General features: G+C 49.0%; 18 protein-coding genes and 1 riboswitch. Of the genes, 14 read left to right on the top strand and 4 right to left on the bottom strand.

Features of this window, described 5'->3' with window-relative positions; translation table 11 throughout:
• Positions 1-421: 421 nt before the first annotated feature.
• The 3 genes from ACFVU8_RS11275 to trhO all read right to left on the bottom strand — a co-directional run bounded on the left by ACFVU8_RS11275 (position 422) and on the right by trhO (position 2,451).
• A complete protein-coding gene (locus ACFVU8_RS11275; RefSeq protein ID WP_175372981.1) occupies positions 422-685 on the bottom strand; it encodes a hypothetical protein in 264 nt (87 codons plus the stop codon).
• A gap of 195 nt (positions 686-880) precedes the next feature.
• The gene (locus ACFVU8_RS11270; protein WP_387427409.1) at positions 881-1,522 is read right to left on the bottom strand and encodes a helix-turn-helix transcriptional regulator; all 642 of its coding nucleotides are present in this window, start codon (positions 1,520-1,522) and stop codon (positions 881-883) included.
• 32 nt (positions 1,523-1,554) lie between these two features.
• The gene (gene trhO, locus ACFVU8_RS11265) at positions 1,555-2,451 is read right to left on the bottom strand and encodes an oxygen-dependent tRNA uridine(34) hydroxylase TrhO (RefSeq protein WP_387427407.1); all 897 of its coding nucleotides are present in this window, start codon (positions 2,449-2,451) and stop codon (positions 1,555-1,557) included.
• Positions 2,452-2,785: 334 nt separating this feature from the next.
• On the opposite strand from trhO, the gene ACFVU8_RS11260 reads away from it, so the two are divergent.
• From ACFVU8_RS11260 to ACFVU8_RS11225, 8 genes are all read left to right on the top strand, one after another.
• On the top strand, positions 2,786-4,609 hold the full coding sequence (locus ACFVU8_RS11260) for a cache domain-containing sensor histidine kinase (protein ID WP_379465710.1): 1,824 nt from the start codon (positions 2,786-2,788) through the stop codon (positions 4,607-4,609).
• Positions 4,602-5,642 (top strand): response regulator transcription factor, encoded by a 1,041-nt coding sequence (locus ACFVU8_RS11255; protein ID WP_379465709.1) that lies wholly within the window; start codon positions 4,602-4,604, stop codon positions 5,640-5,642. Before ACFVU8_RS11260 ends, ACFVU8_RS11255 begins: the two co-directional genes overlap by 8 nt.
• A 122-nt stretch (positions 5,643-5,764) precedes the next feature.
• Positions 5,765-7,441 carry a type 2 periplasmic-binding domain-containing protein gene (locus ACFVU8_RS11250; RefSeq protein ID WP_379465708.1) on the top strand — a complete coding sequence of 559 codons (1,677 nt, stop codon included), beginning with the start codon at positions 5,765-5,767 and terminating at the stop codon, positions 7,439-7,441.
• 28 nt (positions 7,442-7,469) lie between these two features.
• A complete protein-coding gene (locus tag ACFVU8_RS11245) occupies positions 7,470-8,372 on the top strand; it encodes an ABC transporter permease (protein WP_379465707.1) in 903 nt (300 codons plus the stop codon).
• Positions 8,373-8,388: 16 nt separating this feature from the next.
• Positions 8,389-9,279, top strand: a complete 891-nt coding sequence (locus tag ACFVU8_RS11240) for a carbohydrate ABC transporter permease (RefSeq protein ID WP_379465706.1) — start codon at positions 8,389-8,391, stop codon at positions 9,277-9,279.
• Positions 9,280-9,317: 38 nt separating this feature from the next.
• Positions 9,318-11,096 (top strand): glycoside hydrolase family 36 protein, encoded by a 1,779-nt coding sequence (locus ACFVU8_RS11235; RefSeq protein ID WP_379465705.1) that lies wholly within the window; start codon positions 9,318-9,320, stop codon positions 11,094-11,096.
• 467 nt (positions 11,097-11,563) lie between these two features.
• Positions 11,564-12,235: a YitT family protein gene (locus tag ACFVU8_RS11230; protein ID WP_175372988.1), complete on the top strand. Its 672-nt coding sequence runs from the start codon at positions 11,564-11,566 to the stop codon at positions 12,233-12,235.
• A gap of 209 nt (positions 12,236-12,444) precedes the next feature.
• Positions 12,445-13,245 (top strand): TIGR00266 family protein, encoded by an 801-nt coding sequence (locus tag ACFVU8_RS11225; protein WP_387427405.1) that lies wholly within the window; start codon positions 12,445-12,447, stop codon positions 13,243-13,245.
• A 51-nt stretch (positions 13,246-13,296) separates the two neighbouring features.
• Here the strand turns inward: ACFVU8_RS11225 and ACFVU8_RS11220 are convergent, their stop codons facing one another.
• The gene (locus ACFVU8_RS11220; protein WP_387427403.1) at positions 13,297-13,884 is read right to left on the bottom strand and encodes a hypothetical protein; all 588 of its coding nucleotides are present in this window, start codon (positions 13,882-13,884) and stop codon (positions 13,297-13,299) included.
• Between the two features lie 198 nt (positions 13,885-14,082).
• On the opposite strand from ACFVU8_RS11220, the gene ACFVU8_RS11215 reads away from it, so the two are divergent.
• The 6 genes from ACFVU8_RS11215 to metE all read left to right on the top strand — a co-directional run bounded on the left by ACFVU8_RS11215 (position 14,083) and on the right by metE (position 22,174).
• Positions 14,083-14,784, top strand: coding sequence for a response regulator transcription factor (locus ACFVU8_RS11215; RefSeq protein ID WP_387427401.1), 702 nt, complete (start codon positions 14,083-14,085; stop codon positions 14,782-14,784).
• Positions 14,781-15,752 carry a sensor histidine kinase gene (locus ACFVU8_RS11210; protein WP_387427399.1) on the top strand — a complete coding sequence of 324 codons (972 nt, stop codon included), beginning with the start codon at positions 14,781-14,783 and terminating at the stop codon, positions 15,750-15,752. Before ACFVU8_RS11215 ends, ACFVU8_RS11210 begins: the two co-directional genes overlap by 4 nt.
• Positions 15,753-15,857: 105 nt before the next feature.
• Positions 15,858-16,628 carry an ABC transporter ATP-binding protein gene (locus ACFVU8_RS11205; RefSeq protein ID WP_379465700.1) on the top strand — a complete coding sequence of 257 codons (771 nt, stop codon included), beginning with the start codon at positions 15,858-15,860 and terminating at the stop codon, positions 16,626-16,628.
• On the top strand, positions 16,603-18,558 hold the full coding sequence (locus tag ACFVU8_RS11200) for an FtsX-like permease family protein (RefSeq protein WP_387427397.1): 1,956 nt from the start codon (positions 16,603-16,605) through the stop codon (positions 18,556-18,558). Before ACFVU8_RS11205 ends, ACFVU8_RS11200 begins: the two co-directional genes overlap by 26 nt.
• Before the next feature lies 1 nt (position 18,559).
• Complete coding sequence (locus ACFVU8_RS11195) at positions 18,560-19,423, top strand: undecaprenyl-diphosphate phosphatase (RefSeq protein ID WP_379465698.1); 864 nt, start codon at positions 18,560-18,562, stop codon at positions 19,421-19,423.
• 91 nt (positions 19,424-19,514) lie between these two features.
• Positions 19,515-19,721, top strand: a riboswitch (cobalamin riboswitch).
• 155 nt (positions 19,722-19,876) lie between these two features.
• Positions 19,877-22,174: a 5-methyltetrahydropteroyltriglutamate--homocysteine S-methyltransferase gene (gene metE / locus ACFVU8_RS11190; protein WP_175372999.1), complete on the top strand. Its 2,298-nt coding sequence runs from the start codon at positions 19,877-19,879 to the stop codon at positions 22,172-22,174.
• Positions 22,175-22,876: the final 702 nt, after the last annotated feature.

Genomic DNA, 22,876 nt, shown 5'->3' with positions numbered 1-22,876 from the left:
AGCAAAAGTTACTAGAAAAATGGAGCGAATTTAAGTGTTAAAAGAAAGTGTCGCTTGATCCCAACATACAACCAATAATACGTATAGCCAAAATAATATTTGTATTAATATTCCCTCACAGCTTGTACACACATAAATGTTTGAATTTTATTACCTAAATAAAGCCATTGCCTCACTCCCAACAGGTATAACAGTCAGACCACACTGGGCTGAAGCGGGCCGGGGATGACCCATGACGAACGTAATTGCGATTTATTTAAAAGGGGAATTTGAACTCCCCATATATAAAGCGGAGGCATATACTAAATATCCCCTAAGAAGGACATGTAATGTTGCTTGCTCTTGAACAAGGAGGTGGCTTAATCCGTTGTTACTCCATCACGGGTATAATGCACTCCAGCTAATAGGAGAACGAGTCATTTTATCTTCTTCTCCGCGGCCGGCCTTTTTGTTTAGCTACTGCCTTCTTATAAGATCTAATAATAGCCAGCGGGAGAACATCGCTTTGTCCTCCGGTCTCCTTAGTAATCTCCCTGGCTTTGACAAGCGACAAAAAGGCGAAGAAGTCGCCCAAGGCAGTAAGTCCGGCTCCAATGATGGCATAATCTTCAGCGCTCAGCTCGTTCGCCTCTACACCGTCACCCCCGGAATTTTTGGAGCTATTCCCGTTACTATTCGTGGGCATTCTCGTTCACCCGCTTTCTCTAATGTACTATAAAATATGTCGTGAGGTGCGGTAGGGAAATAGGCAATTTGGACGTAATTTAATGAGACGCAGACTTCCGGCGTAGCCAGGATAAATCGGATGAGCTCATAGACGCTTCGTCCATAAAAAAAGGTGGCGCACAGTGAATATCCTGTGCGCCACCTTTTATTTAACTTATGATTCTTGTGCCCGTTTTTGAATCTTGTAGAGACATTTGCGTCCGCCTTGTGCTAAGCAGTCCGGCCGGGAAATCTCTGCCTCAAGCAGGGACTCGAATAACTGAAGCTCGCACTGGCAGGCGTGGTTGTACTGATTGGCAATCTGGGAGATCGGACAATTGTATTCCACCAGTTCGTAATCGTCCTGACCAATCTGCTTCCATTCCACCATGTAGCCATTGTCATTCTGTAGCTCGGCCAGCAATGAGACTTTCTCGTGGAAGCTCTTGTTCTCCATGACAGAAGAATAACGCTTGAACAATTTTTCTTTCCGGCGTTCAAACAGCCGTTCTACCATTTCGTCACCAGTCTCCTGCACCAATTCATCGAGCAGATCCAGAGCTACCGTGTGATATTTATTGGGAAAAAGCACACTGGAGCGCTCTGTCAAATGATAGGTCGCTGTTGGCCTACCCATAGGCTGCCGGATGGTTCGCGCTTCAATAAATCCGTCGCGCTCCAGGGCATCAATATGGCGGCGCACCGCCATGGAAGTGATGCTGAGCCGATCTGTCAGCTCTTTGGCTGTCAGCTCATCATTGGTTTTAAATAGATGTAATATCGTCTCACGGGTGGACAAATCCTCTTTGGGTTGCACGGTCAGCTCACCGCCTTTGTCTATACCTTTATTTAGCGTGCTGCACTCGTAACTGCGGCGCATTCGTCCGAGCAGTGACCACTGTGCTCTGTTTCACAGTCCTCACAGCAAATATGCTGCAGGTGGCAAGCATCGTTGGCACAGTTGATGAATCGGTCAGCCGGCTTACCGCAGTGATGGCAACGTCCGACAACGATATCCTCATCGGTATGATTGATCTGCACGGAGATACGCTCATCGAACACATAGCATTTTCCGTCGAACAGTCGGCCCTGTACTTCGGCGTCTTTACCATAGGATACGATACCACCATCCAGTTGGTACACCTGCTGGAAGCCCTCATTCATCATAAACCCGCTTAATTTCTCGCAGCGGATACCACCTGTACAGTAGGTCAAGATTGGTTTATCTTTAAGATCGCTCATATTCTCGCGAATCCAGTCCGGGAATTCCTTGAAGCTGTCTACCTCCGGTCGGATCGCGCCACGGAAATGACCGAGGTCATATTCGTAACCGGTACGACCGTCCAGAACGATAACATCGTCGCGCTGTAACATTTCGTGGAAGTCCTTCGGCGCGAGGTGCTCTCCGGTGATCACATTAGGGTCCAGTTCTTCCTCAACACGGAAGGTCACGAGTTCTTTTTTATAACGTACAAAGATCTTCTTGAAGGCATGACCATCAGCCTCATCGATCTTGAAGACGATATCGCTAAACAGCGGGTTCGCGCGCAAATCCTTCATGTATTGCTCAGTTTGGGCGATCGTACCGGATAGTGTTCCGTTAATGCCCTCTTCGGAGATGAGAATCCGGCCTTTTACGTCCAGCTCTTTGCAATAAGCAAGATGCTCCTGGGCGAATTGTTCTGCATCCGGCACTTTTACAAATTTATAGTAAAGCAGAATTGCATATTCCGATTGTGGATTCATTCTTTTCACCTGTCTCATTAGAATTACACTTCACGTGCTGTTTACTTTGACTACTAAGTAAATGTTTAACTATAAAAAGTATTGTAACATATTATCTAGGCTTGACAAGAGATACTCTTGAAGCAGTATGGTTTAAACGCGGATCTTGGCGAGAAAAACAGCACAATAAATATGTCAGAATCATCGCAAACATGGGGATTTATTCACTGCTTCTTGAAGAAACCATTGCGTTACTGTAAAAAAGATTATACTTAGAAAATAGATGAAGGGGAATCATGGGAGGACTCTTGGCAGTGATTCCTTGGTTTACCTGGTTTAGAAGGAGCATGACACCATGAAATTAATTGCCAACCTCTCTCTTCAGAAAAAAATAATATTGTTAATGCTGATTTTGTACCTCCCGCTTCCGCTGCTAGGTCAATTCTGGTACGAAAAAAGCCATAAGGTCATTCGGCAAAACACCATTGAATCAAGCTATCAGCTGGTTGAACAGGTGAATAGATATGTGGACAGGTATTTTCAGGACATTGAGCATCAAATGTATCCCATCCTGGTTAATGATCTGACATTGCAATTTTTAAATGATTCTGTAAGCGGTTCCTATGATCGTTTTCTGCGCTCCAATCGCATCGAGCGAGAGCTTTTGAATCCGCTAACAAGTAATCGAGAAGGCATCCGGGGAATCTCTCTGGTCAATGGGGAGGGGAGGGCGGTATCGTCTTCCAGCTTCACATCTGCAGAGCGGAGATATAAGGAATATAACGCCAAGATTACGAAGACGGGCGTTTTTGAAGTTATGGGGCTGGAACAGGATGAATGGAGCCCGCCCTTTTTGTCCATTGCGCTTAAATTCAACAGCACGAGTTACAGTACCAACAGCGGGCTGTTAATTATTGATTTGAAGCTGGACGAGGTGATCCAGATTGCCCGGAATGTGCGGATTGGCAAAACCGGGTACGTCTGGATTGCAGACAGCAAGGGAAGCGCGATTTACCGGCCTGGCAGTCATCCTAATGAGGGACTGTCTATTGACTATGCCAAAGCTATGGGCGATAAGCGTCAGGGGACGCTGACGATGCCTGGTGAATCGGGGGACAAGCTTGTAATGTTCTTTCATTCTAATACCACAGGTATGTCACTGTTCGCGGAGGTACCGCTTGCTGAATTGAACGAGCCTCTACTACAGATTAGCAGAATTTCTACCATTGTATTGCTGCTGATCTTCCTGCTGATCATGATTATTGTCAGTGGGGTGATGTACATGCTGAGCAATTCACTGCTGACACTTTTGCGGCTGATGAAGCGAACTCAGCTTGGCGAACTGGGAGTCAGAGCGCCAGAAAACCGAACTGCAGAAATAGGCAGCTTATACAGGGGCTTCAATAAGATGGTTGATGAAATTCAAAGGCTCATCGATACGGTGCACCGGGCCAAGTTGAGGGAGAAGGAGCTCGAGGTGAAGCAGAAGGAAGCACTCCTTCTAGCTATGCAGGCGCAGATCCATCCTCATTTTCTCTACAATACGCTGGAATTTATTAATGCCAGTGCCATTGTTGAGGGCAACCGGAAGATTAGCCGGATGATCGTTTCCCTCGGTGATATGTTTCGATACAGCGTAAGGAACCCGAATGAAACGGTCACGCTTGCCTTGGAGCTGGGGCATGTGTCTGCCTATCTCTCGATTCAGGCCGAACGCTATGAGAGTCTCTCCTACTTTATTCAAGTCTCTGAAAAAGCTGCAGCACAGACCTCAGCGATCAACTCTATGCTGCAGCCGATTGTTGAGAATTGCTTCAAGCATGGATTTGATAAATATAAAATCGTTCCCAATTACATTCGCATATCGGAAATGCAGGTCGCAGCCGGCTCTTTAATTTCGATTGAAGATGGGGGCGGTGGCATGCCTCCGGCTATCATGGACAACTATAATCGACTCTTTGATCTATCCGGAGATGAATTACTGGAGCTTGAAGCAGAGAACAAGCAAAAAGGGATAGGTTTGCTGAATGTACATACCAGATTGCGGCTGTTATTTGGTGAACCGTATGGACTATTCATCTCCACTTCGGGTCCAGATGGGACATGTATCGATATATTGTTGCCTACACACATCGCGGAATTAGAGCAGGAACAACAAGGGGGCATACAGGATGTATAGAATTATCCTTGTGGATGATGAATCCATGAGCAGAAAAAGTTTGGATAAAATTCTTACTTCGGCGCATTCTCAATACCAGATTGTGGGCGAAGCCGCTAATGGGGCTGAAGCCCTGGAGCTGATACGGCTTCAACAGCCTCATCTGATCATTACAGACATCAGCATGCCCATAATGGATGGAATCGAGCTGATCCAGCGATTGCGCCAGGATGGCTACGATGGTGAGATTATCATTTTGTCAGGGTATGGGGAGTTTGAATATGCCCAGGCCGCCCTGCGCCATGGGGTAGTAGATTATCTGCTGAAGCCGCTGAAGGAGGAATTGGTTGTAGAGCTGGTTGGTCGACTGTTCGATCGCTTTGCCAACACCCGCCAGAAGGCGATGGTAAAAAATCAGCTGTTAGCACCGGTTATATCAGCTGCAGAACGAATTAGCACGGCACTCTGGGCTGCGAATGCACCGGTTCTTTCCCAGGAAACCGAAAATCTGCTTAAACTACTTGCGCATCAGGAACTTTCTTATGAGGAACGGCGCACACTTTTGGAGAACGCAGCCTCATTGATCCAGAATCAGCTGGAGGATCGGCTCTTGATCAGCCCATGGGAGATCCCATACGATGAACCAGGGTACACAACACTGGAGTCATCGTTCAGAGACTGGCTGGAACGCAAGCTGGCAGAGACACGGGACAAGCGGAATTGGGGAAGACGCAGTGCCACCCAGCAGGCGATGGACTATATTAAGCAGCATTTCTCAGATAGTGAGTTGAGCCTGGAGAAGGTGCTTGAGCCACTGGATATTTCCACGACTTATTTTTACCATCTGCTGATGGAAGAGACAGGGATGTCCTATATTGCCTACCTGACTAATGTCCGCATGGAGCACGCCAAAGCATTGCTGACAGACACTTCGCTGAAGACCTATGAGGTTGGACAACGCTGTGGCTATCCCGATTACTCCCATTTCACGAAGCGTTTCAAGCGGATGATCGGCCTTTCGCCCTCAGAATATAGAAAACGGATGCAACAATAATGTAACCGCTAACACTGAGTGATGAAAAGAACATAACGAAATGAAATCTCCATTTTTTTGCCCCAGACTATCTTCTACAATAACCATGTAGACAAGAAACACAACTAAGAGGGGGAACACTGATGAGCAGAAAAGGTAGTGTCTTGGGCACGGCTATGCTGGCATCCGTAATGCTATTATCTGCCTGCGGCGGCAATTCATCCGGCAACAATAGCGGCAATACTGCTAGCGAGGGTGATAGCACAACACCGGCGGTGGAGAAGGTTAATGAGTTCGGCTGGAAGCTGCCGCAGAAAACGACGCAGATTCACTTTTTCCAAGCAGAGAAAGGAAATCCGGATAAGATCAACAGGAAACAAGCAGCGTTCCATGATTATTTGTTGAAAGAATTTAATGTAGATATCCAAAGATCGTCTCTGGATGTTGATCCCAAAGAAAAATTGAATCTGATGCTGGTATCCGGTGATTACCCAGAGGTTATTGCAGCCATGGATGAATCCCAGATTTCCCAGTGGAAGGCACAGGGTAAAATCATCGATCTGGCCCCGCTGGTAGATAAATACGGACCGAATCTCAAGAAAGAGTTAGGCTCCCGTTATGAAACCTATCTTGACGCAGATGGCAAGCTGTGGGGACTTCCTCGTGGTTGGGGATATCTGCCTATTCCTGATTTTACCGCTCACATCCGTTGGGACTGGTATCAGGAGATTGGTGCTCCCGAGATCAAAACGCCTGATGATTATTACAATGTCCTGAAACAGATCGTAGCCAAGCATCCTACCAATGACAAAGGTGAGAAGAACTATGCACTGTCCTGGAATAGCGACGTCAGAATTGACAGCGCTCTCGGCTTCTGGGGCTTGAAGGATGGCTACAAAGAGGACGGGGATCACAACCTTACGCACTGGCTGAACACGGCAGAGGGCAAGGAAGGCCTGCTCTATTACAACCGTTTCTTCCGTGAGGGGCTTATGGATCCAGACGCGTTTATTAATAAATTCGACGATTGGAAAATCAAGTTCTCCAACGAGCGCATCGCTGGCCATATCGGCCCATGGTGGCAATCATGGAATGCTGGCCATGAAATCTGGCAAAAAACAGATCCGGATTACAAAGAAGACAAACGTTTCGTGCAGATGGCATTCAAAGCTCCTGACGCAGAGAAAGCTTATCTGTCCGCCAAGAATACACATGGCTGGAATTACACAGTAGTCACAGATAAAGCAAAAAATGCTGAAGAGATTATCAAGTTCCTCGATTTCACAGTTTCACCGATCGGTACACGTCTGATGGGCTGGGGCATTCCGAACCTGCCGGAATCCTATTGGAACTACGAAGGTGACGGCAAATGGTCGTTCAATGAGACACAGAAGCAAACACTTCTGGACGGCAAGCTGGATTTTGAGAAAACAGAGACAGCGAACGGCAGCAATTCCTTCTGGCTGGCTTATCCGCAAGGTCTGCTGAGTGATGATAACAAGAGCACTGCTTGGTTCGATCAGAACTTCATCGCTGATGAGAAGTGGAAGAAGCTGATGAATGATAATGTCAAGGATACGATCTATGACAATACGGAGCAGCGTGTCAGCTTCACCAATGAGAACCCGCTGACGATCAAGAATCAGCAGGTCGAAGATCTCGTTAAAACAGGATTTGTTAAAGTCATTATGTCCCAGTCTGAGGATGAAGCATCCCGTAACTTCGATGAGCTGCGTGACAAGGCTAACAAGCTGGGTCTGAAGGATCTCGAGCAGTACCGCACTGAGGAATATAAAAAGAACCTCGCGCTCGTGAAATAACAAGGAGAGATTTGGAGGGAAACCTACTATGAATTACCTCAAGCGATTTTCCCGCGAACGGCAGCTGTGGCTGTTAAGTTTGCCAATCATCCTATGGGTACTTTTGTTTGCCTATTATCCGATGTATGGCTTAGTAATCGCCTTTCAAAATTATATTCCAGGGCAATCCCTTTTCGGAAACTGGATCGGCTTTGACAATTTTGTCCGGTTCTTTAACGAACCTGACTTCTGGATGATTATTAGAAATACGCTTGTCATCAGTATGCTAAATCTGCTGATTGGCTTTCCAGCGCCGATTCTGCTGGCACTGCTGCTAAGTGAAGTGAAAAGCAAGGCTTTTAAGAAAACCATTCAATCTCTGTCTTATGTACCCTACTTTATCTCATGGGTCGTGGTGGCTAGCATCCTGTTCACCCTTCTGGGAAGTGACGGTATTATCAATGAACTGCTGGTCCGCTTCGGCTGGATCGACAAACCGATTCTGTTCCTTGGCGAAGGTAAATATTTCTGGGGAATTCTGACTTCCGCTAACCTGTGGAAGGACGTCGGCTTCAGCTCGATCATTTACCTGTCTGCTATTGCCGGGATCGACAAGGAGCAATATGAAGCTGGCAGAGTAGATGGTCTGGGACGGTTTGGGTTGGTATGGCATATTACACTACCAAACATTCGTGCCACAATTGTACTATTATTTATTCTTGCGCTAGGCGGTATTCTGAATGCGGGCTTTGAGCAGCAGCTGCTCTTGGGAAGCCCTAACACGAGGGATTATCATGAAGTCATCGATACGTATGTATACCGGTTCGGGGTTCAACTTGGTAATTACTCCTATGGTACTGCGGTCGGCTTGATGAAGAGTTTGATCGGATTAACTTTGGTCATAACAGCCAACCGCTTGTCCCGAAAATTTATGCAAACGTCTATTTTCTAGAAAGGAGAATGCATCGATGGCCTCACGATCGGTTCCTTGGTCACAACGCTTATTTGATATTGTAAATATTCTCGTCCTGTCATTATTCGGTATTGCTGTAGCCTATCCATTCTTCAATCTGCTGGCACTGTCGCTGAATGATGGTGCAGACGCGGCGCGCGGTGGTATTTACATTTTTCCACGGGTGTTCTCGTTAGATGCCTACAAGCTGTTGTTCGAGAACAGCAAGCTGCTGGAGGGCTTCGGATGGTCCGCTCTTCGTGTAGCGGTGGGTACGAGCACCAGTTTGTTCGTCACAGGTCTGCTGGCTTATATCGTCAGCGTCCGGCATTTCTCGGGACGTAAGTTCCTCCGTGTGTTGTTTCTGGTTACGATGTACTTCAACGGCGGACTGATTCCAACTTACCTGCTTATGGTGAAGCTGGGCTTAACGGATTCTTTCCATGTGTACTGGATTCCGTCTCTGATCAGCGCGTACTATATGCTGCTGATGTCTTCCTATATTTCCGAGCTTCCTGAAGCTCTGTTTGAATCTGCGAGAATTGATGGTGCTACCGAGCTGAAGATTTATATCCGGCTGGTGCTGCCAATGTCGCTTCCGGTGTTTGCAGCGATCTTTATCTATTCCGCAGTAGCACACTGGAATTCGTGGTTTGATGTGGTGCTGTATAATTCCAGCGGACATTATGACACGCTTCAGGTCTATCTGCGCCGCTTGCTTCTGGAAGTAGAAGCTTCACAGCAAATTATGGATCAGCAGCTTCTGCACCAGAAGTTCAACAGCCTGTCGCCACTAACGCTTCGTGCAGCTACAACAATCGTGGTAACAGCTCCGATCTTGCTAGTTTATCCTTTCTTGCAGAAGTACTTTATCGGCGGCTTGACGATCGGTTCGGTTAAGGGCTGATACAGCTATCACTAGGAGAGAACCCAACAGGAGGAACTATGACGAATTTGATTGACGCTCTTCTCCCCACCGTAAATGTGGTAAGCGAAGAAGATTTCTTTGAAATATCCAAGACTGTTGAGCGGACTGAGGAACATCTGTTGTTCATTGGCATTCGCTTAAAGGCGAAGCGAGACGGTATCCCGCCAGTATGTACGATTAGCTGGTCGATTCCAGCCCTCGATATCCATTCGATGTGGCATCCCGGCGTGGAGCGAAATCGGGCATTCCAGATTGATTGGGGCTCCGGTTTTAACAGCCGGAACTCTTCGCAGGCGCCTGTGACGGCCTTGTTAAATCTTGCCGGAAGAAACCGTATGACCTTTGCTTTCACCGATGTCTTGAACAAGATCGAGGTGAAGGCAGGTATTCATGAGGAGGATTCCTCCTTCCTGTGCTCACTGAAGCTCTTTGAAGAGCCTGTACCTAGCCTGGAGGTATACGAGGCGGTACTGCGGATTGATACCCGAGATATCCCGTATCATGAGGCATTAGCAGAGGTTAGCCGTTGGTGGGAGCAGCAGCCGGGTCTTGAGCCTGCTGGCGTTCCTGATGCTGCCCTGCTCCCGATGTATTCTACTTGGTATTCTTACCATCAGGAGCTGACTGATGCTGCACTTGAGGAAGAATGCCGTCTGGCCCGTGAAATCGGCTGCGATACGATTATCGTCGACGATGGCTGGCAGACAGATGATAACAACCGGGGATATGCGTTTACCGGGGACTGGGAGGTCTGTGAGACCAAGATCCCGGATATGAAAGCGCATGTGGATCGAGTTCATGATCTGGGCATGAAATATATGCTCTGGTATTCTGTACCGTTCGTCGGCCGGAAAAGCCGGGTCTGGGACATCTTTAAGGACAAGGTGCTCAAGGTAGAGGAAGGTCTGGACGCCGGCGTGCTGGATCCGCGCTTCCCTGAGGTGCGGGATTACCTCCTGCATATTTATCAGCAGGCAGTAACGGAGTGGGGTATCGACGGATTGAAGCTGGATTTTGTGGACAGCTTTCAGCCGAGAGACGGTGAACTTCCGGTAGAAGGGGGCGGCCGTGATTACCGTTCCATCCCGGAAGCTGTAGACCGGCTCTTCACCGACATCATGCAGTCGCTCAAAGCGATCAAGCCGGATATTCTGATTGAGTTCCGTCAGAGCTATATCGGACCGTTAATGCGCAAGTACGGCAACATTTTCAGAGCGGGGGATTGTCCGAACGATTCCATTCAGAACCGTGTGCGTACGCTTGATCTTCGGCTGCTGTCCGGCGATACAGCTGTACATTCCGATATGATTATGTTCAATCCGCATGAGGACACTGCTAGCTCAGCTATGCAGTTCATCAACAGTCTCTTCTCTGTGTTGCAAATTTCTGTGAGACTCGCAGAGATTGGGGAGGAGAAGCTGGCGATGCTACGGTTCTGGACCGACTTCAGCCGGGAATACAGTGATGTGCTTCTGCGTGGAAGCTTGTCTCCGCAGCACCCGGAACTGCTGTATCCGATCGTGACGGCGAAGAAAGACAACGTCCAGGTGATTGCTTGTTATGCTGAAATGGTCATCACGCCAGAGGGAACGCCTGAGCGATTGGCGATTGTCAACGGAACTTATACTGATAATGTAGTTGTCAGATGGACGTCTGATCCTGCCGTGTATGTGGCCGTGATTAAGGACTGCCGTGGGGAAGTGACGGAACAGCTGACACTGGAATTACGGAAAGGGCTGCTGGAGGTGCCGGTGCCACGCGCAGGCGCAGCTATTTTGACCCGACTACAATCATAAAGGTGAAGAGGGAGTGCAGATATCTGCATTCCCTCTTTTTTACATTGGCTTAACAAACCGTAGCGTAGTTCTCGAAATACGACCATTGTTACCGCATTTCGATGTATTTTTTAACGTTTTTTAAAATATAATGGGAGAAAAACAGAAAGGGCCAAATCATCATTTTTACACAAAGGTGTTTAGAGTCTCTTCTTCGCGTGGTATAATGTAAACAGAACTTATCAAATTAAAGAAAGGATCAGGATACCATGTGTCCCCGAAGGACGAATCCCCAAAGGACGATTTGGAAACGTTATGATCTGTCTTATACTTAGCTTCCCTGCCGAAGATGCGCGAACCGTTAATTGACGAAGCCGCCTCTACGAGGGAAGGGAGTAGCATTATGCGAAGGAGCAATACCTCCGGTTCAACCCGTCGTAGAGGTTGGTGGGACGTCTAGCCGCCATTTACGATAAGGGGAGACCAGTATGAGGAAACACAATCACGGAGCAGAGCTTCTGCTGCGGTTGACAGTCATTTTGTTAGGAACATTGCTGCTTGCATTTACGTATTATCACATTAATTATCAGAACCATTTGACCGAGGGCGGGTTCGTAGGTTTATCGCTGCTTGGTAAATATGTATTGGGCATTTCGCCTTCACTTTCTATTTTGATCCTAGACATACCAGTACTTCTGATTGCCTGGTTCTTCAAAGGAAAAGCGTTTGTCTTGAACACATGTGTCTCTGTAGGAGCGTTCACTCTCTTCTACGGACTGATGGAACATTACTCTGGATGGGTCATCAATCTGCATGATAATTTGCCGGTTGCGGCTCTGTTATCAGGAGTACTGACAGGTCTGGGAGCTGGAATGGTGCTTCGCGCAGGCGGGGCGAGCGGCGGTGACGATATTTTGTCGCTGCTGATCAGTGAATGGAAAGGAATTAAAGTTGGCACCGTATTTATTCTGATGGATGTTATCGTGCTGGCACTATCCCTCTTCTATATGCCATTGAAAGAGACGCTATACACGGTTATGGCTGTCGTTGTGGCAGGTTATGTAATTACTTTTACAACCTCTCTGGGCAAAGGAAAGCTGGCGAAAGCGCCAAAGCCGAAATTGCCAACACCGCTGGGCAACCCCCAGAATGTGCGATAATTGGAATGCAAGGCTGAATCATCAGCTAGCTATGGATATAGACTTATTAGTGAGAGACCGGTCAGAATTTCTGGCCGGTTTTTTGCTGCTGCTTCTTTTTTATGAATTTCCCTGCTTCATTGAAACCGGGTCTGCTTGCTGGCGTATATATTTTCATCAAACAGCCATGCGCTTATATTAGGTTTGATAATCTAAGGAGGAATAGCGGGATGAGTGCTCACGAGATTGATTATGCAATTATGGGCGAAGAAATACAGTGTGTGGAGGTACAGCTTGATCCCGGAGAGAGCGTCATTGCTGAAGCGGGCAGCTTCATGATGATGGACCCGGAGATTACGATGGAGACGATCTTCGGCGACGGCAGTGGCGGAGGCGGACCGAGCAGTGGTCTCATGGGCAAGCTGATGGGTGCAGGCAAACGTCTGTTGACCGGAGAAAGTCTGTTCATGACCATCTTCACACACAGCGGAGCGTATGGACGGAGATGCGTCACCTTTGCAGCGCCGTATCCCGGCAAAATCATCCCGCTGGACCTCCAGCAATACGGCGGGAAAGTAATCTGCCAGAAGGATGCCTTTCTCTGTGCGGCTAAGGGCGTCTCGATCGGAATTGAGTTCCAGCGCAAGCTGGGCGCAGGGTTCTTCGGCGGAGAAGGCTTTATCATGCAAAAGCTGGAGGGAGACGGGCTCTCGTTCGTGCACTCCGGCGGATATGTCATGGAACGGACGCTGCAGCCAGGCGAGGTGCTGCGGATCGATACCGGCTGTCTGGTCGCCATGACTTCTACTGTGGATTACGACATTGAGTTTGTAAAAGGAGTAAAGTCCGCGCTGTTCGGGGGAGAAGGTCTGTTCTTCGCTACGCTGCGCGGACCCGGCAAGGTCTGGGTTCAGTCACTGCCCTTCAACCGGATGGCGGACCGCATTCTGTCTGCAGCGAGACCGGGCGGGCGCAATAAGGAAGAAGGCAGCATCCTCGGTGGCCTCGGTAATCTGCTGGACGGCCGGTAAGAAAGTCTGTGAAGCTGTGTTTATGTTAAAAAAGCGGCCTTACCGGGGATTTCAGGTGAGGTCGCTCTTTTGTTTACTGACGTTATTAATGGAGGCAATCGTTTCAAATACCCATGAATACGCAGCCTTGATGTTCGTACTATTCACAATGTCAAGTGTAATCCCCCAATCCTGACGCGCCATCACTGGTGGATCTCCGCCGGGTTGATCTTCAGGGTGCAGCAGAAATCCTGAAATATACATATGAGGATCTATGTCTGCAAAAGTGCCGTATTCCACATCCTCGAGAGTAAAAAAGGCGGCGGGCTGCTTGGTTTCCACGAAAAAGATGGGCAGCCTCGTCTCCCCGTACATTTTCGCATATTGGCCTTCCGCGGCTTCGCGAAGATGCTCCTTCATAATAAAGACGGCGTCGTAATGGGACGCAAGCTCAGCCCCTCTTTTCAAATCCTCAAAAGTAATCTCAGTGAAGGTCACATGCTTTTCTCTCACGATCGGCGGATCGCCAATGACCGCCAGATTTAAGCTTTGTCCTCTGTATAGCGATGTATCATCCGATTGCTGAATCATCTCAAACGTACAGCCAGCCAGCAGCACAACCAGCGATGCCAAGAACAGTATAAGTTTACTTGCTTTCATTGCATTCATATCCCTAAAGCTCCAATCCAATTATCGTTGAAACGGTATTCCATTATTTTACTTATGGTTATAGGATACCATAGAATGTAATTGCACCGTATACTAAAGAGCTGAATTTGACGTACGTCCCTGGTGCTGTATATATTAGTTGGCAGACCCCCGGTCAAGAGATCTGGGTCATTGGAGGCGCAAATTAGAATGTTTAAAATATTCATTATTGAGGATGATCAGAGCCTGGTGTCGTTGCTCCAGGACTACTTGCATAAATTCGGTTATAAGACACAGGCCGTGCATAATTTCGAGACGGTGCGCGAGCAGTTTGAGGCGTTCGCTCCGCATCTGGTGCTGTTGGATGTCAACCTGCCTAAATTCGACGGGTATTACTGGTGCCGCCAGATTCGAGGCATCTCTACCTGTCCGATTTTGTTCATTTCGGCAAGAGAGGGCAAGATGGATCAGGTGATGGCACTGGAGAACGGTGCGGATGACTATATTACGAAACCCTTCGATTATGAGATTGCTATGGCCAAAATCAAAAGTCAGCTCCGGCGCGCCTACGGTACTTTCGCGGGTAACTTTAATGAACGGAGTCTTACCGTTTCCGGACTGACGCTGGATGTGGAACGGCTGGTGCTGTCCAGGGGCAATGACCGGACGGATCTCAGTCATACGGAGGTCAAGATTTTGGACGAGCTGATGCAAAAAGCCGGAGCTATCGTCACCCGTGACCGCTTGCTGGAGAAGATATGGGATGATCAGGTGTTTGTCGATGACAACACGCTTAACGTCTACGTTACCAGGGTCCGTAAAAAACTAGCGGCGCTGGAGATCCATGACGGTCTGCAGACCGTGCGGGGTCAAGGCTACCGGCTGACACCGAACTGGGGGAATGGGGAGTGAAACTATTTTTACGGGAGCAAAAGACGTTAATCCTCGTATATCTGACCCAACTAGCTGTCATTACACTGGTGTACAGACTGGATGGAGGTAGCGCGGTCAGTGTTAGTCTATATGCTGATATCCTCAGCACTTGTCTGCTGCTTGCCTACCTCGGTTTCCGTTACATCTCCAACCGTACCTTCTACGAACGGATGACGGCACGGCCTTCCACGCTGGACGAGACAGGTGGCCCGTCGCAGGATACGCCGCTGGCTGAGAGCTTGCGCGGGCTGTTAACCCATCAATTCCGCCTCTATAAAAATGATCTGCATAGTTACCGCCACAAGCTGGAGGAGCATATTCATTTCATCAATCAATGGGTTCATGGCATGAAGACCCCTTTGTCCGTCATTCATCTGATCATTCAAGACAAGGATGGCCCACCCTTCACGGCGATCGGGGACGAGCTTGACCGTCTGAAGAAAGGACTGGAGACCGTGCTATATACAGCACGACTGGATACATTCGAGCATGATTTCTATGTGGAGCGGTTGGAGCTTCAGACAGTCCTGCGGCGGATCACTTCAGAGCAGAAGCGACTGTTCATTCGTAGCCGTGTATATCCCTCTATTATGGTAGAGGACAATATTGTTGTGACTTCGGACGAGAAATGGCTGTCCTTTGTGCTGACCCAAATCATTACAAATGCTGTCCGGTATACGGTAAAAGAGGGCGCAGTCATTCATTTAACAGGCTATATACTGAATAATAGGGTAGTACTGGATATACGTGATGAAGGGGTAGGCATTCCGCAGGGCGATCTGCCGCGGGTGTTTGACCCTTATTTTACTGGCGTAAATGGCCGGGATTTTCAAGAATCCACCGGGATGGGGCTGTACCTGGTTAAGCAGATTTGTACCAAGCTCGGTCATGAGGTAAGCATCATTTCAGAGGTAGGGAAAGGCTCTACGGTACGGATCGTATTCTAACCACCTTACAATTGTGTAAGGTAACTGTAAGTTTCACAAATAGCTGGCGCCTGAGACGTGTTTGTATAATAGAAGCATTCCAGGCCACGGAAGGAGCGGCGGCACTTGCCCATACTTGAAGTCAATAATTTATCCAAAATTTATGAGGGCCAAGTGTCCACGCACGCGCTGAATCATATCCGGTTTGCTGTGGAAAAGGGTGAATTCGTCGGTATTATGGGCCCCTCAGGAAGCGGGAAAACGACCCTGCTGAACGTCATCGCCACTATCGATCAGCCGACCTCCGGTGAGATTTCGATTGGTGGACGAGACCCTAATCTGCTCAGCAGACAAGAGAAGGCCTTGTTCCGCCGTCATGAGCTGGGTTTTGTATTCCAACAGTTCAATCTGCTCGACACGCTCACCGTGGAAGAGAACATCATTTTGCCGTTGACACTGGCCGGTGCCTCTGTTCCAGAGATGGAAAGCAGGCTGCTACAGGTATCAGGAGCGCTTGGCATTGGGCACTTGCTCAAGAAGCGGACGTACGAAATTTCCGGCGGGCAAATGCAGCGGACGGCGATCGCCCGTGCTATGATCCACCGGCCTGCGCTGATTTTGGCCGACGAACCTACAGGCAATCTGGACTCCACAACATCGGGCGAAGTGATGGGTATGCTGGAGCAGATCAATGCTTCGGAGGGAGCGACGGTGCTGATGGCTACACATGATGCCGTGGCTGCGAGCTTTTGTCACAGGGTGATTTTTATCAAAGACGGGCGGTTCCATAGTGAGATGTACAGGGGCAGCAGCCGGGCCGCCTTCTTTCAGAATATCATTGACATGCTGTCGCTTCTGGGAGGCGCGGGCCATGACCTTTCGGCAGTTCGCTTATAGAAATGTAATTCGTAACAAGCGGAAGTATGCCGCCTATTTTGTCAGCAGCTCGTTCTCGGTGATGATCTTCTTTCTGTGTGCCCTGTTTATTTATCACCCGGCTCTGTCCAAGGATCTGATTTTCAGTACTGCAACGCAGACGATGATGGTCGCCGAAGGGTCCATTTTTGTGTTTTGCTCCCTTTTCGTACTGGTATCTGTGAGTTCGTTCCTGCAATCCCGCAAGAAGGAGTTCGGCATTCTACTGATGCATGGGATGACTAGGCGGCAGTTGCACCTGATGGTCTTTTTGGAAAATATGATGATCGGCAGCGCGGCAATTTTCACCGGTACCGGGCTGGGCTTGCTGCTTGGCAAGCTGTTCCTGATGATCGGCTCGGGCTTTCTTGGCATTCATTCGCTTTCCTTTCATCTGCCCTGGCAGGCCCCAGTGCTGACCATTTGCAGCTTTGTGCTGTTGTTTGGTCTGATCTCGCTCTGTACTTTTGCACTAACCGGCCCTGAAGATCCGATGCCGCTGTTCCAAGGGGAAAGCAAGCATGAGGAAGAACCTAAAATCTCTATAGTGCTTGTGCTGCTGTCAGCAGTTTTCCTGATCGCTGGCTACGTTATGGCCGCCACAGTACGCGCGGCTTTGGTAGATGTCATTATGTTCCCAGTCGTGGTCATTACGGTTGTTGGAACGTATCTGTTCTATACCCAACTGAGCATCTACATTGTGAAGCTGCTGAAGAGAACCCGGCGTTTCTACTGGCATCGGATTAACCTGATCGCACTCTCTGGCCTGTCATCCCGCTGGAGAGAGAACGGACGCATGTTCTTCATCATCACGATTATTTCGGCCGTATCATTCACTTCTGTTGGTGTATTTGCTTCCATTCAGACGTTGACCCGGGAACTGAAGCTTAATTACCCGGCAGCTGTTGGCTATGTGGCAAAGGGGACGGAGGACGCGGCAGAAACAGAGCGGCACCTGGACAGCATTCGCAGGGAGCTCGCAGGCCGTGGCCTGATCTTTGATACACTTAGCATCCCTATTAAATATGCAGAGGTGGAATCGCAGACTGGGCCGGATCGGACGCGGCTGCTGCCCCTGATCTCCTACAGTCTTTATAAGCAGGCGCTGATGAAGGCTGGATTCCGTTCGTCTGAAAGGCCGCTTGAAGGTCATGACGGGCTGGTCATGATCGGCTCTCAGCGGGACCGTAGCCTGACGGGTGAACGAGTCAAGGCTACATATACACTGCGGCAGGGAAACTCAATTCGCGAGACCGGCTACACCGAGGAATTACCGATTGCGAACCATCTGCTCCCGGCGCTGGACGGCGTTGACGGGGGTGACTTTAGCGGCATTGTGGTTAACGATGAGTTGTATGCCGCTATCCGCCCCGTGCAGACTGATAGGTACACGGGATTCTATGTTGCGGATTTGCTGCAAACGGTTGGAATCGCAGCCGATCTTTCGGTCAAGGGCAAGAGGGCATACACTGCTGATTATCCCTATGCCATTGCAGTCAGCGGCACATTGTTTGAGATCCACAAGACTCTGTACAGTACAATGCTGTTCGCTTCTCTGCTTGTGGGCACCGTCTTCTTCATTGCAGCTGGAAGCTTTCTTTACTTCCGTCTGTACATGGATCTGGATTATGATCGTCTGCAATATTCCACCCTGGACAAGATGGGATTAACGGATCGGGAACTGAACCGGATTGTGACATTCCAGCTAGCCCTGATGTTCTTTGTACCGATCGGACTGGCTATCCTGCATAGCCTATTTGCTTTTATCGCCCTGCAGCGCCTGTTCTACTTATCAATCGTGACCGAGACTGGTGCGGTGCTGGCGGTTTATTTTGTCGCGCAGGTATTGTATTTCTTCTTCATCCGGAGTCGTTACTTGCGCAATCTGAAGAAAAATTTAAGGAGGATTTAACATGGACCTGCTCATGATTATTAAAGCAATTATTCTTGGCATCGTCGAAGGTATAACCGAGTTTGCTCCCGTATCCTCTACTGGTCATATGATTATTGTGGATGATATGTGGCTGCGGTCACAGGCATTTCTGGGCCAACATACGGCAAATACATTTAAAGTAGTTATTCAGCTAGGCTCGATCCTGGCGGTTGTAGTGATTTTCTGGAAAAGATTTATTGATCTGCTCGGCTTGAAGCGGTTCAGCCGCAAAGAAATGCAGCCTGTGCCGGATGGACAACCACAGTTACCTGCCGGTGAAGGGCATCTAAAGCTTCGCATGGTGCTGATTGGTCTCATTCCTGCCGGAGTCCTTGGCGTACTGACAGAGAACTACATTGATGACCATCTGTTTTCGACGGCAACTGTATTGATTGGTCTCGTCATCGGTGCGGTATTTATGATTTGTGCCGATCGTTTCGCCCCAAAGAAGGTTCAGACCGAAACGGTCGATCAAGTGACATACAAGCAGGCGCTGGGCGTTGGCCTGATGCAGTGCTTCGCCCTGTGGCCGGGTTTTTCCCGCTCCGGTTCCACCATCTCCGGAGGTGTACTGCTGGGGATGAGCTACCGGGCAGCTGCTGACTTCACGTTCATTATGGCCGTGCCGGTCATGGCCGGAGCTACGCTAATCTCCCTAATCAAGAACTGGCAATACTTTACGATGGATTCCTTGCCGTTCTTCATCGCTGGCTTCATAAGTGCCTTTGTTTTCGCGCTGATATCGATGCGTTTCTTCCTGAAACTGATCAATCGGGTCAAGCTGATGCCCTTCGCGATCTACCGAATTGTGCTGGCAGCAGTGGTGTATATTATTTTCTTCTAACTGGCTATAAGGATTCCGTATAACTGCTACACTCATAATCTATTGCGGTTTACTTGGTATTCCAGTATGATGACGTTATATTCATTCCCGAAACTGAATAACGGATACAGGTGCCTGCCGGATGCCAAGGCATACCGGGTGGCTTAATAGGGAAGTTCGGTGCAAGACCGACGCGGTCCCGCCACTGTAACGGAAGAGTCTTCAGCAACCCTCGTCACTGACAGCATATGCTGTTCGGGAAGACGGCTGGAGATGTAGACGCCGCAGCCAGGAGACCTACCTGTTTCGACAGCACAGCTTTACCTACGGAAGATAGGACGGTGTTAGACCAGCTACCAGTATGTATAATACTAGGGCGTCTTTCCCTCTGACTTCTTACAGGGAGAGACGCCTTTTTTGGGTATAAAACATGACGCATATAGATTATTAGTGAGATAAGGGAGGAACCTAGGAATGACGCAAACAGTAAAAGTAAGTAACCTCGGGTACCCGAGAATCGGGAAAAACCGTGAATGGAAAAAGAACCTGGAGACCTTCTGGTCCGGCCAAAAAAATGAAGCTGAATTCCGTTCCGAAATGGAAAGAATCCAGCTTGAGCATTTGCAGACACAAAAAGAAGCCGGTATTGATCTGATTCCGGTCAATGATTTCACATTCTACGACCACGTGCTGGATGCAGCCGTAATGTTCGGAATTGTACCTCCACGGTATGAATACGATGGCGGAGACATCGGACTGGACCTTTACTTCGCAATGGCTCGCGGTAACGCTACAGCTACTGCATGCGAAATGACTAAATGGTTCAACACGAACTATCACTATATCGTTCCAGAGATCGGCAACCAAACGCCGCGTCTGACTGAGAACAAGCCACTTGCGGCTTATCGTTTTGCTAAAGCGCAAGCCGGTATCGAAGGCAAGCCGGTTGTCATCGGCCTTTACACCTTCCTGAAGCTGTCCAAAGGCTTCCAGCCATCTGAAACGGCTGAAATCGCGAAGCGTTTCTTGCCAGTATATGTGCAACTGCTTCAAGAGCTGAAGCAAGAAGGCGTGAAATGGGTACAAGTGGACGAGCCTGCGGTAGTAACCGGGCTTACCAATGAAGATATCAGCCTGCTTGAGACGATTTATGCAGAAATCGCTGCAGCTGTGCCTGGATTGAACATCATCCTGCAAACTTACTTCGAAGCTGCTGAACCGCTTGAAGCACTTCTTAAGCTACCTGTACAAGGTCTGGGTCTGGACTTCGTACACGATGGCGGTACAAACCTCGAATCCATCGAGCGTCTGGGCTGGCCGGAAGACAAGATTCTCGGCGTTGGTATCATCGACGGACGTAACATCTGGCGCTCCGATCTGGATGCTAAGCTGGCTCTGCTGGACAAACTGGCGACTCATGTTAGCTTGGACCGTGTGTTCCTGCAACCATCCTCCAGCTTGCTGCATGTACCGGTAACCGTAGAAGGCGAAGACAAGGTGAAATCCGTAATCAAGAACGCTCTGGCATTCGCGAACGAGAAGCTGGTTGAACTGAAGCTGATCAGCTCTGCACTGGAAAACCGTGATGCTGTTGCTGCCGAGCTGCAAGCTAGCCGCGATGCACTTGCTACCTTCCGTGCCCTGCCTGAGCGCGGCCGTGAAGATATCGCTGCAGAAGTGCGCAAGCTGGCTGAACTTCCTGCAAACCGTAACCTGCCATTCGCAGAGCGTGTGAAAGTACAACAGGAGAAATGGAATCTGCCGTTGCTGCCAACAACAACGATCGGAAGCTTCCCGCAAACACCAGAAGTTCGCCAAGCACGTCTCAAATGGCGCAAAGGGGTATGGAACCAAGAGCGTTATGATCAATATATCCGTGATCAAATCGACGAAGTCATCACTTTCCAAGAGAAGCTCGGACTGGATGTACTCGTACACGGTGAATTCGAACGTACAGACATGGTTGAATTCTTCGGTGAGAAGCTGGCTGGATACTTGTTCACTCGCAACGGCTGGGTGCAATCCTATGGTTCCCGCTGCGTGAAGCCGCCAGTAATCTATGCTGACGTTGCTTTCATCGAGCCAATGACAGTTAAAGAGAGCGTCTATGCACAATCCCGCACCAAGCTTCCGGTAAAAGGCATGCTGACTGGACCGGTAACGATCCTGAACTGGTCGTTCGTCCGCGATGACTTGAGCCGTGAAGAAGTAGCGAACCAAATCGCAATTGCACTGCGTCATGAAGTGAAGGCGTTGGAAGACGCTGGAGTTGAGATGATCCAAGTGGATGAGCCAGCGATCCGTGAAGGTCTGCCGCTGAAGCCAGAAGACCGTCAGCACTACCTGGATTGGTCGGTTAAAGCGTTCCGTATCTCCACTTACGATGTCAAAGACACGACTCAAATTCATACGCATATGTGCTATAGCGAGTTCAACAACATGATCGATTCCATTTCCGATATGGATGCTGACGTTATCTCCATTGAGACTTCCCGTAGCCATGGCGAACTGATCGTGAGCTTTGAGGAGCAAGACTACGATAAAGGCATCGGCCTTGGCGTATACGACATCCACAGCCCGCGTGTCCCAGCTGTAGAGGAAATGACAGTCAACATCGACCGCGCTCTGCGTGTACTGGAACCAGAATTGTTCTGGATCAACCCAGACTGCGGACTCAAGACCCGCGGATGGGCAGAAACCGAAAGCGCCCTGCGCAACATGGTTGAGGCCGCTGCGATCGCAAGAGCCAAGACTAGCCCAAGCAAAGTGTAAATACCGCGCTGTAAGCTATGATATAGCAACGGAAAAAGATAACCAGCAGATCTCCCTTCGTGGGGGGCCTGCTGGTTTTTTGTTATTGGGCACTAGAATTGGCCCGGTTCACTCAGGCCATTTTAGCTGACTTGAGTTAGGCTAAACAGGAAGTGAGCAAGGGCATACAAAAGGAAGACAAGAGCTTAGGAAAGAGGGTGAAGCGCATTTAGCAGGGGCAAGGGCGTGGGAAAGGTGAGTAAGAACATACAGCAGGTGGGCAAGGGCGTGAGAAAAGTGAGTAAGAACATACAGTAGGCGAGCAAGGGCGTAGGGGAAGGCGAGTATGGGCACAGCAGGAGAATAAGAGCATGGAGTGGGCGAGGAACAGATACAATCTAGTGGCGAACGAGAGAATGCGTCAGGTGAGCAGGAGCAAGCAGCAGATAAGCGAGAGAATGCGTCAGGTGAGCAGGGGCAAGCAGCAGATAAGCGAGAGATTGCGTCAGGTGAGCAGAAGCAAGCACTAGATAAGCAAGTGCCTACTGCATGCAAACAAGATCATGCTGTAGACAAGCAAGAGCATACAGCAGTAAGTAAGGTTGTGTGTAGACTGCAAAGGGCGTGTCCACGTCTTCTGGCGTTTAGGACTACTTCTTTATTGTATATTCTTTTTTTAGCGATACACTTGATAATAATTCTCATTCTTGATAGAATAAATGA

The organism is Paenibacillus sp. NPDC058177 (assembly GCF_042883835.1).
GTDB lineage: Bacteria > Bacillota > Bacilli > Paenibacillales > Paenibacillaceae > Paenibacillus_AQ > Paenibacillus_AQ agri.
This window is presented reverse-complemented; position numbering and strand designations above follow the sequence as displayed.

Bases quoted from the DNA above. Each gene is read 5' to 3' on its own strand.
- ACFVU8_RS11215 (WP_387427401.1), top strand. From the start codon at position 14,083: ATGTTTAAAATATTCATTATTGAGGATGATCAGAGCCTGGTGTCGTTG.
- ACFVU8_RS11235 (WP_379465705.1), top strand. From the start codon at position 9,318: ATGACGAATTTGATTGACGCTCTTCTCCCCACCGTAAATGTGGTAAGC.
- metE (WP_175372999.1), top strand. From the start codon at position 19,877: ATGACGCAAACAGTAAAAGTAAGTAACCTCGGGTACCCGAGAATCGGG.
- ACFVU8_RS11275 (WP_175372981.1), bottom strand. From the start codon at position 685: ATGCCCACGAATAGTAACGGGAATAGCTCCAAAAATTCCGGGGGTGAC.
- ACFVU8_RS11200 (WP_387427397.1), top strand. From the start codon at position 16,603: ATGACCTTTCGGCAGTTCGCTTATAGAAATGTAATTCGTAACAAGCGG.
- trhO (WP_387427407.1), bottom strand. From the start codon at position 2,451: ATGAATCCACAATCGGAATATGCAATTCTGCTTTACTATAAATTTGTA.
- ACFVU8_RS11230 (WP_175372988.1), top strand. From the start codon at position 11,564: ATGAGGAAACACAATCACGGAGCAGAGCTTCTGCTGCGGTTGACAGTC.
- ACFVU8_RS11245 (WP_379465707.1), top strand. From the start codon at position 7,470: ATGAATTACCTCAAGCGATTTTCCCGCGAACGGCAGCTGTGGCTGTTA.
- ACFVU8_RS11220 (WP_387427403.1), bottom strand. From the start codon at position 13,884: ATGAAAGCAAGTAAACTTATACTGTTCTTGGCATCGCTGGTTGTGCTG.
- ACFVU8_RS11225 (WP_387427405.1), top strand. From the start codon at position 12,445: ATGAGTGCTCACGAGATTGATTATGCAATTATGGGCGAAGAAATACAG.
- ACFVU8_RS11240 (WP_379465706.1), top strand. From the start codon at position 8,389: ATGGCCTCACGATCGGTTCCTTGGTCACAACGCTTATTTGATATTGTA.
- ACFVU8_RS11195 (WP_379465698.1), top strand. From the start codon at position 18,560: ATGGACCTGCTCATGATTATTAAAGCAATTATTCTTGGCATCGTCGAA.
- ACFVU8_RS11255 (WP_379465709.1), top strand. From the start codon at position 4,602: ATGTATAGAATTATCCTTGTGGATGATGAATCCATGAGCAGAAAAAGT.
- ACFVU8_RS11250 (WP_379465708.1), top strand. From the start codon at position 5,765: ATGAGCAGAAAAGGTAGTGTCTTGGGCACGGCTATGCTGGCATCCGTA.
- ACFVU8_RS11260 (WP_379465710.1), top strand. From the start codon at position 2,786: ATGAAATTAATTGCCAACCTCTCTCTTCAGAAAAAAATAATATTGTTA.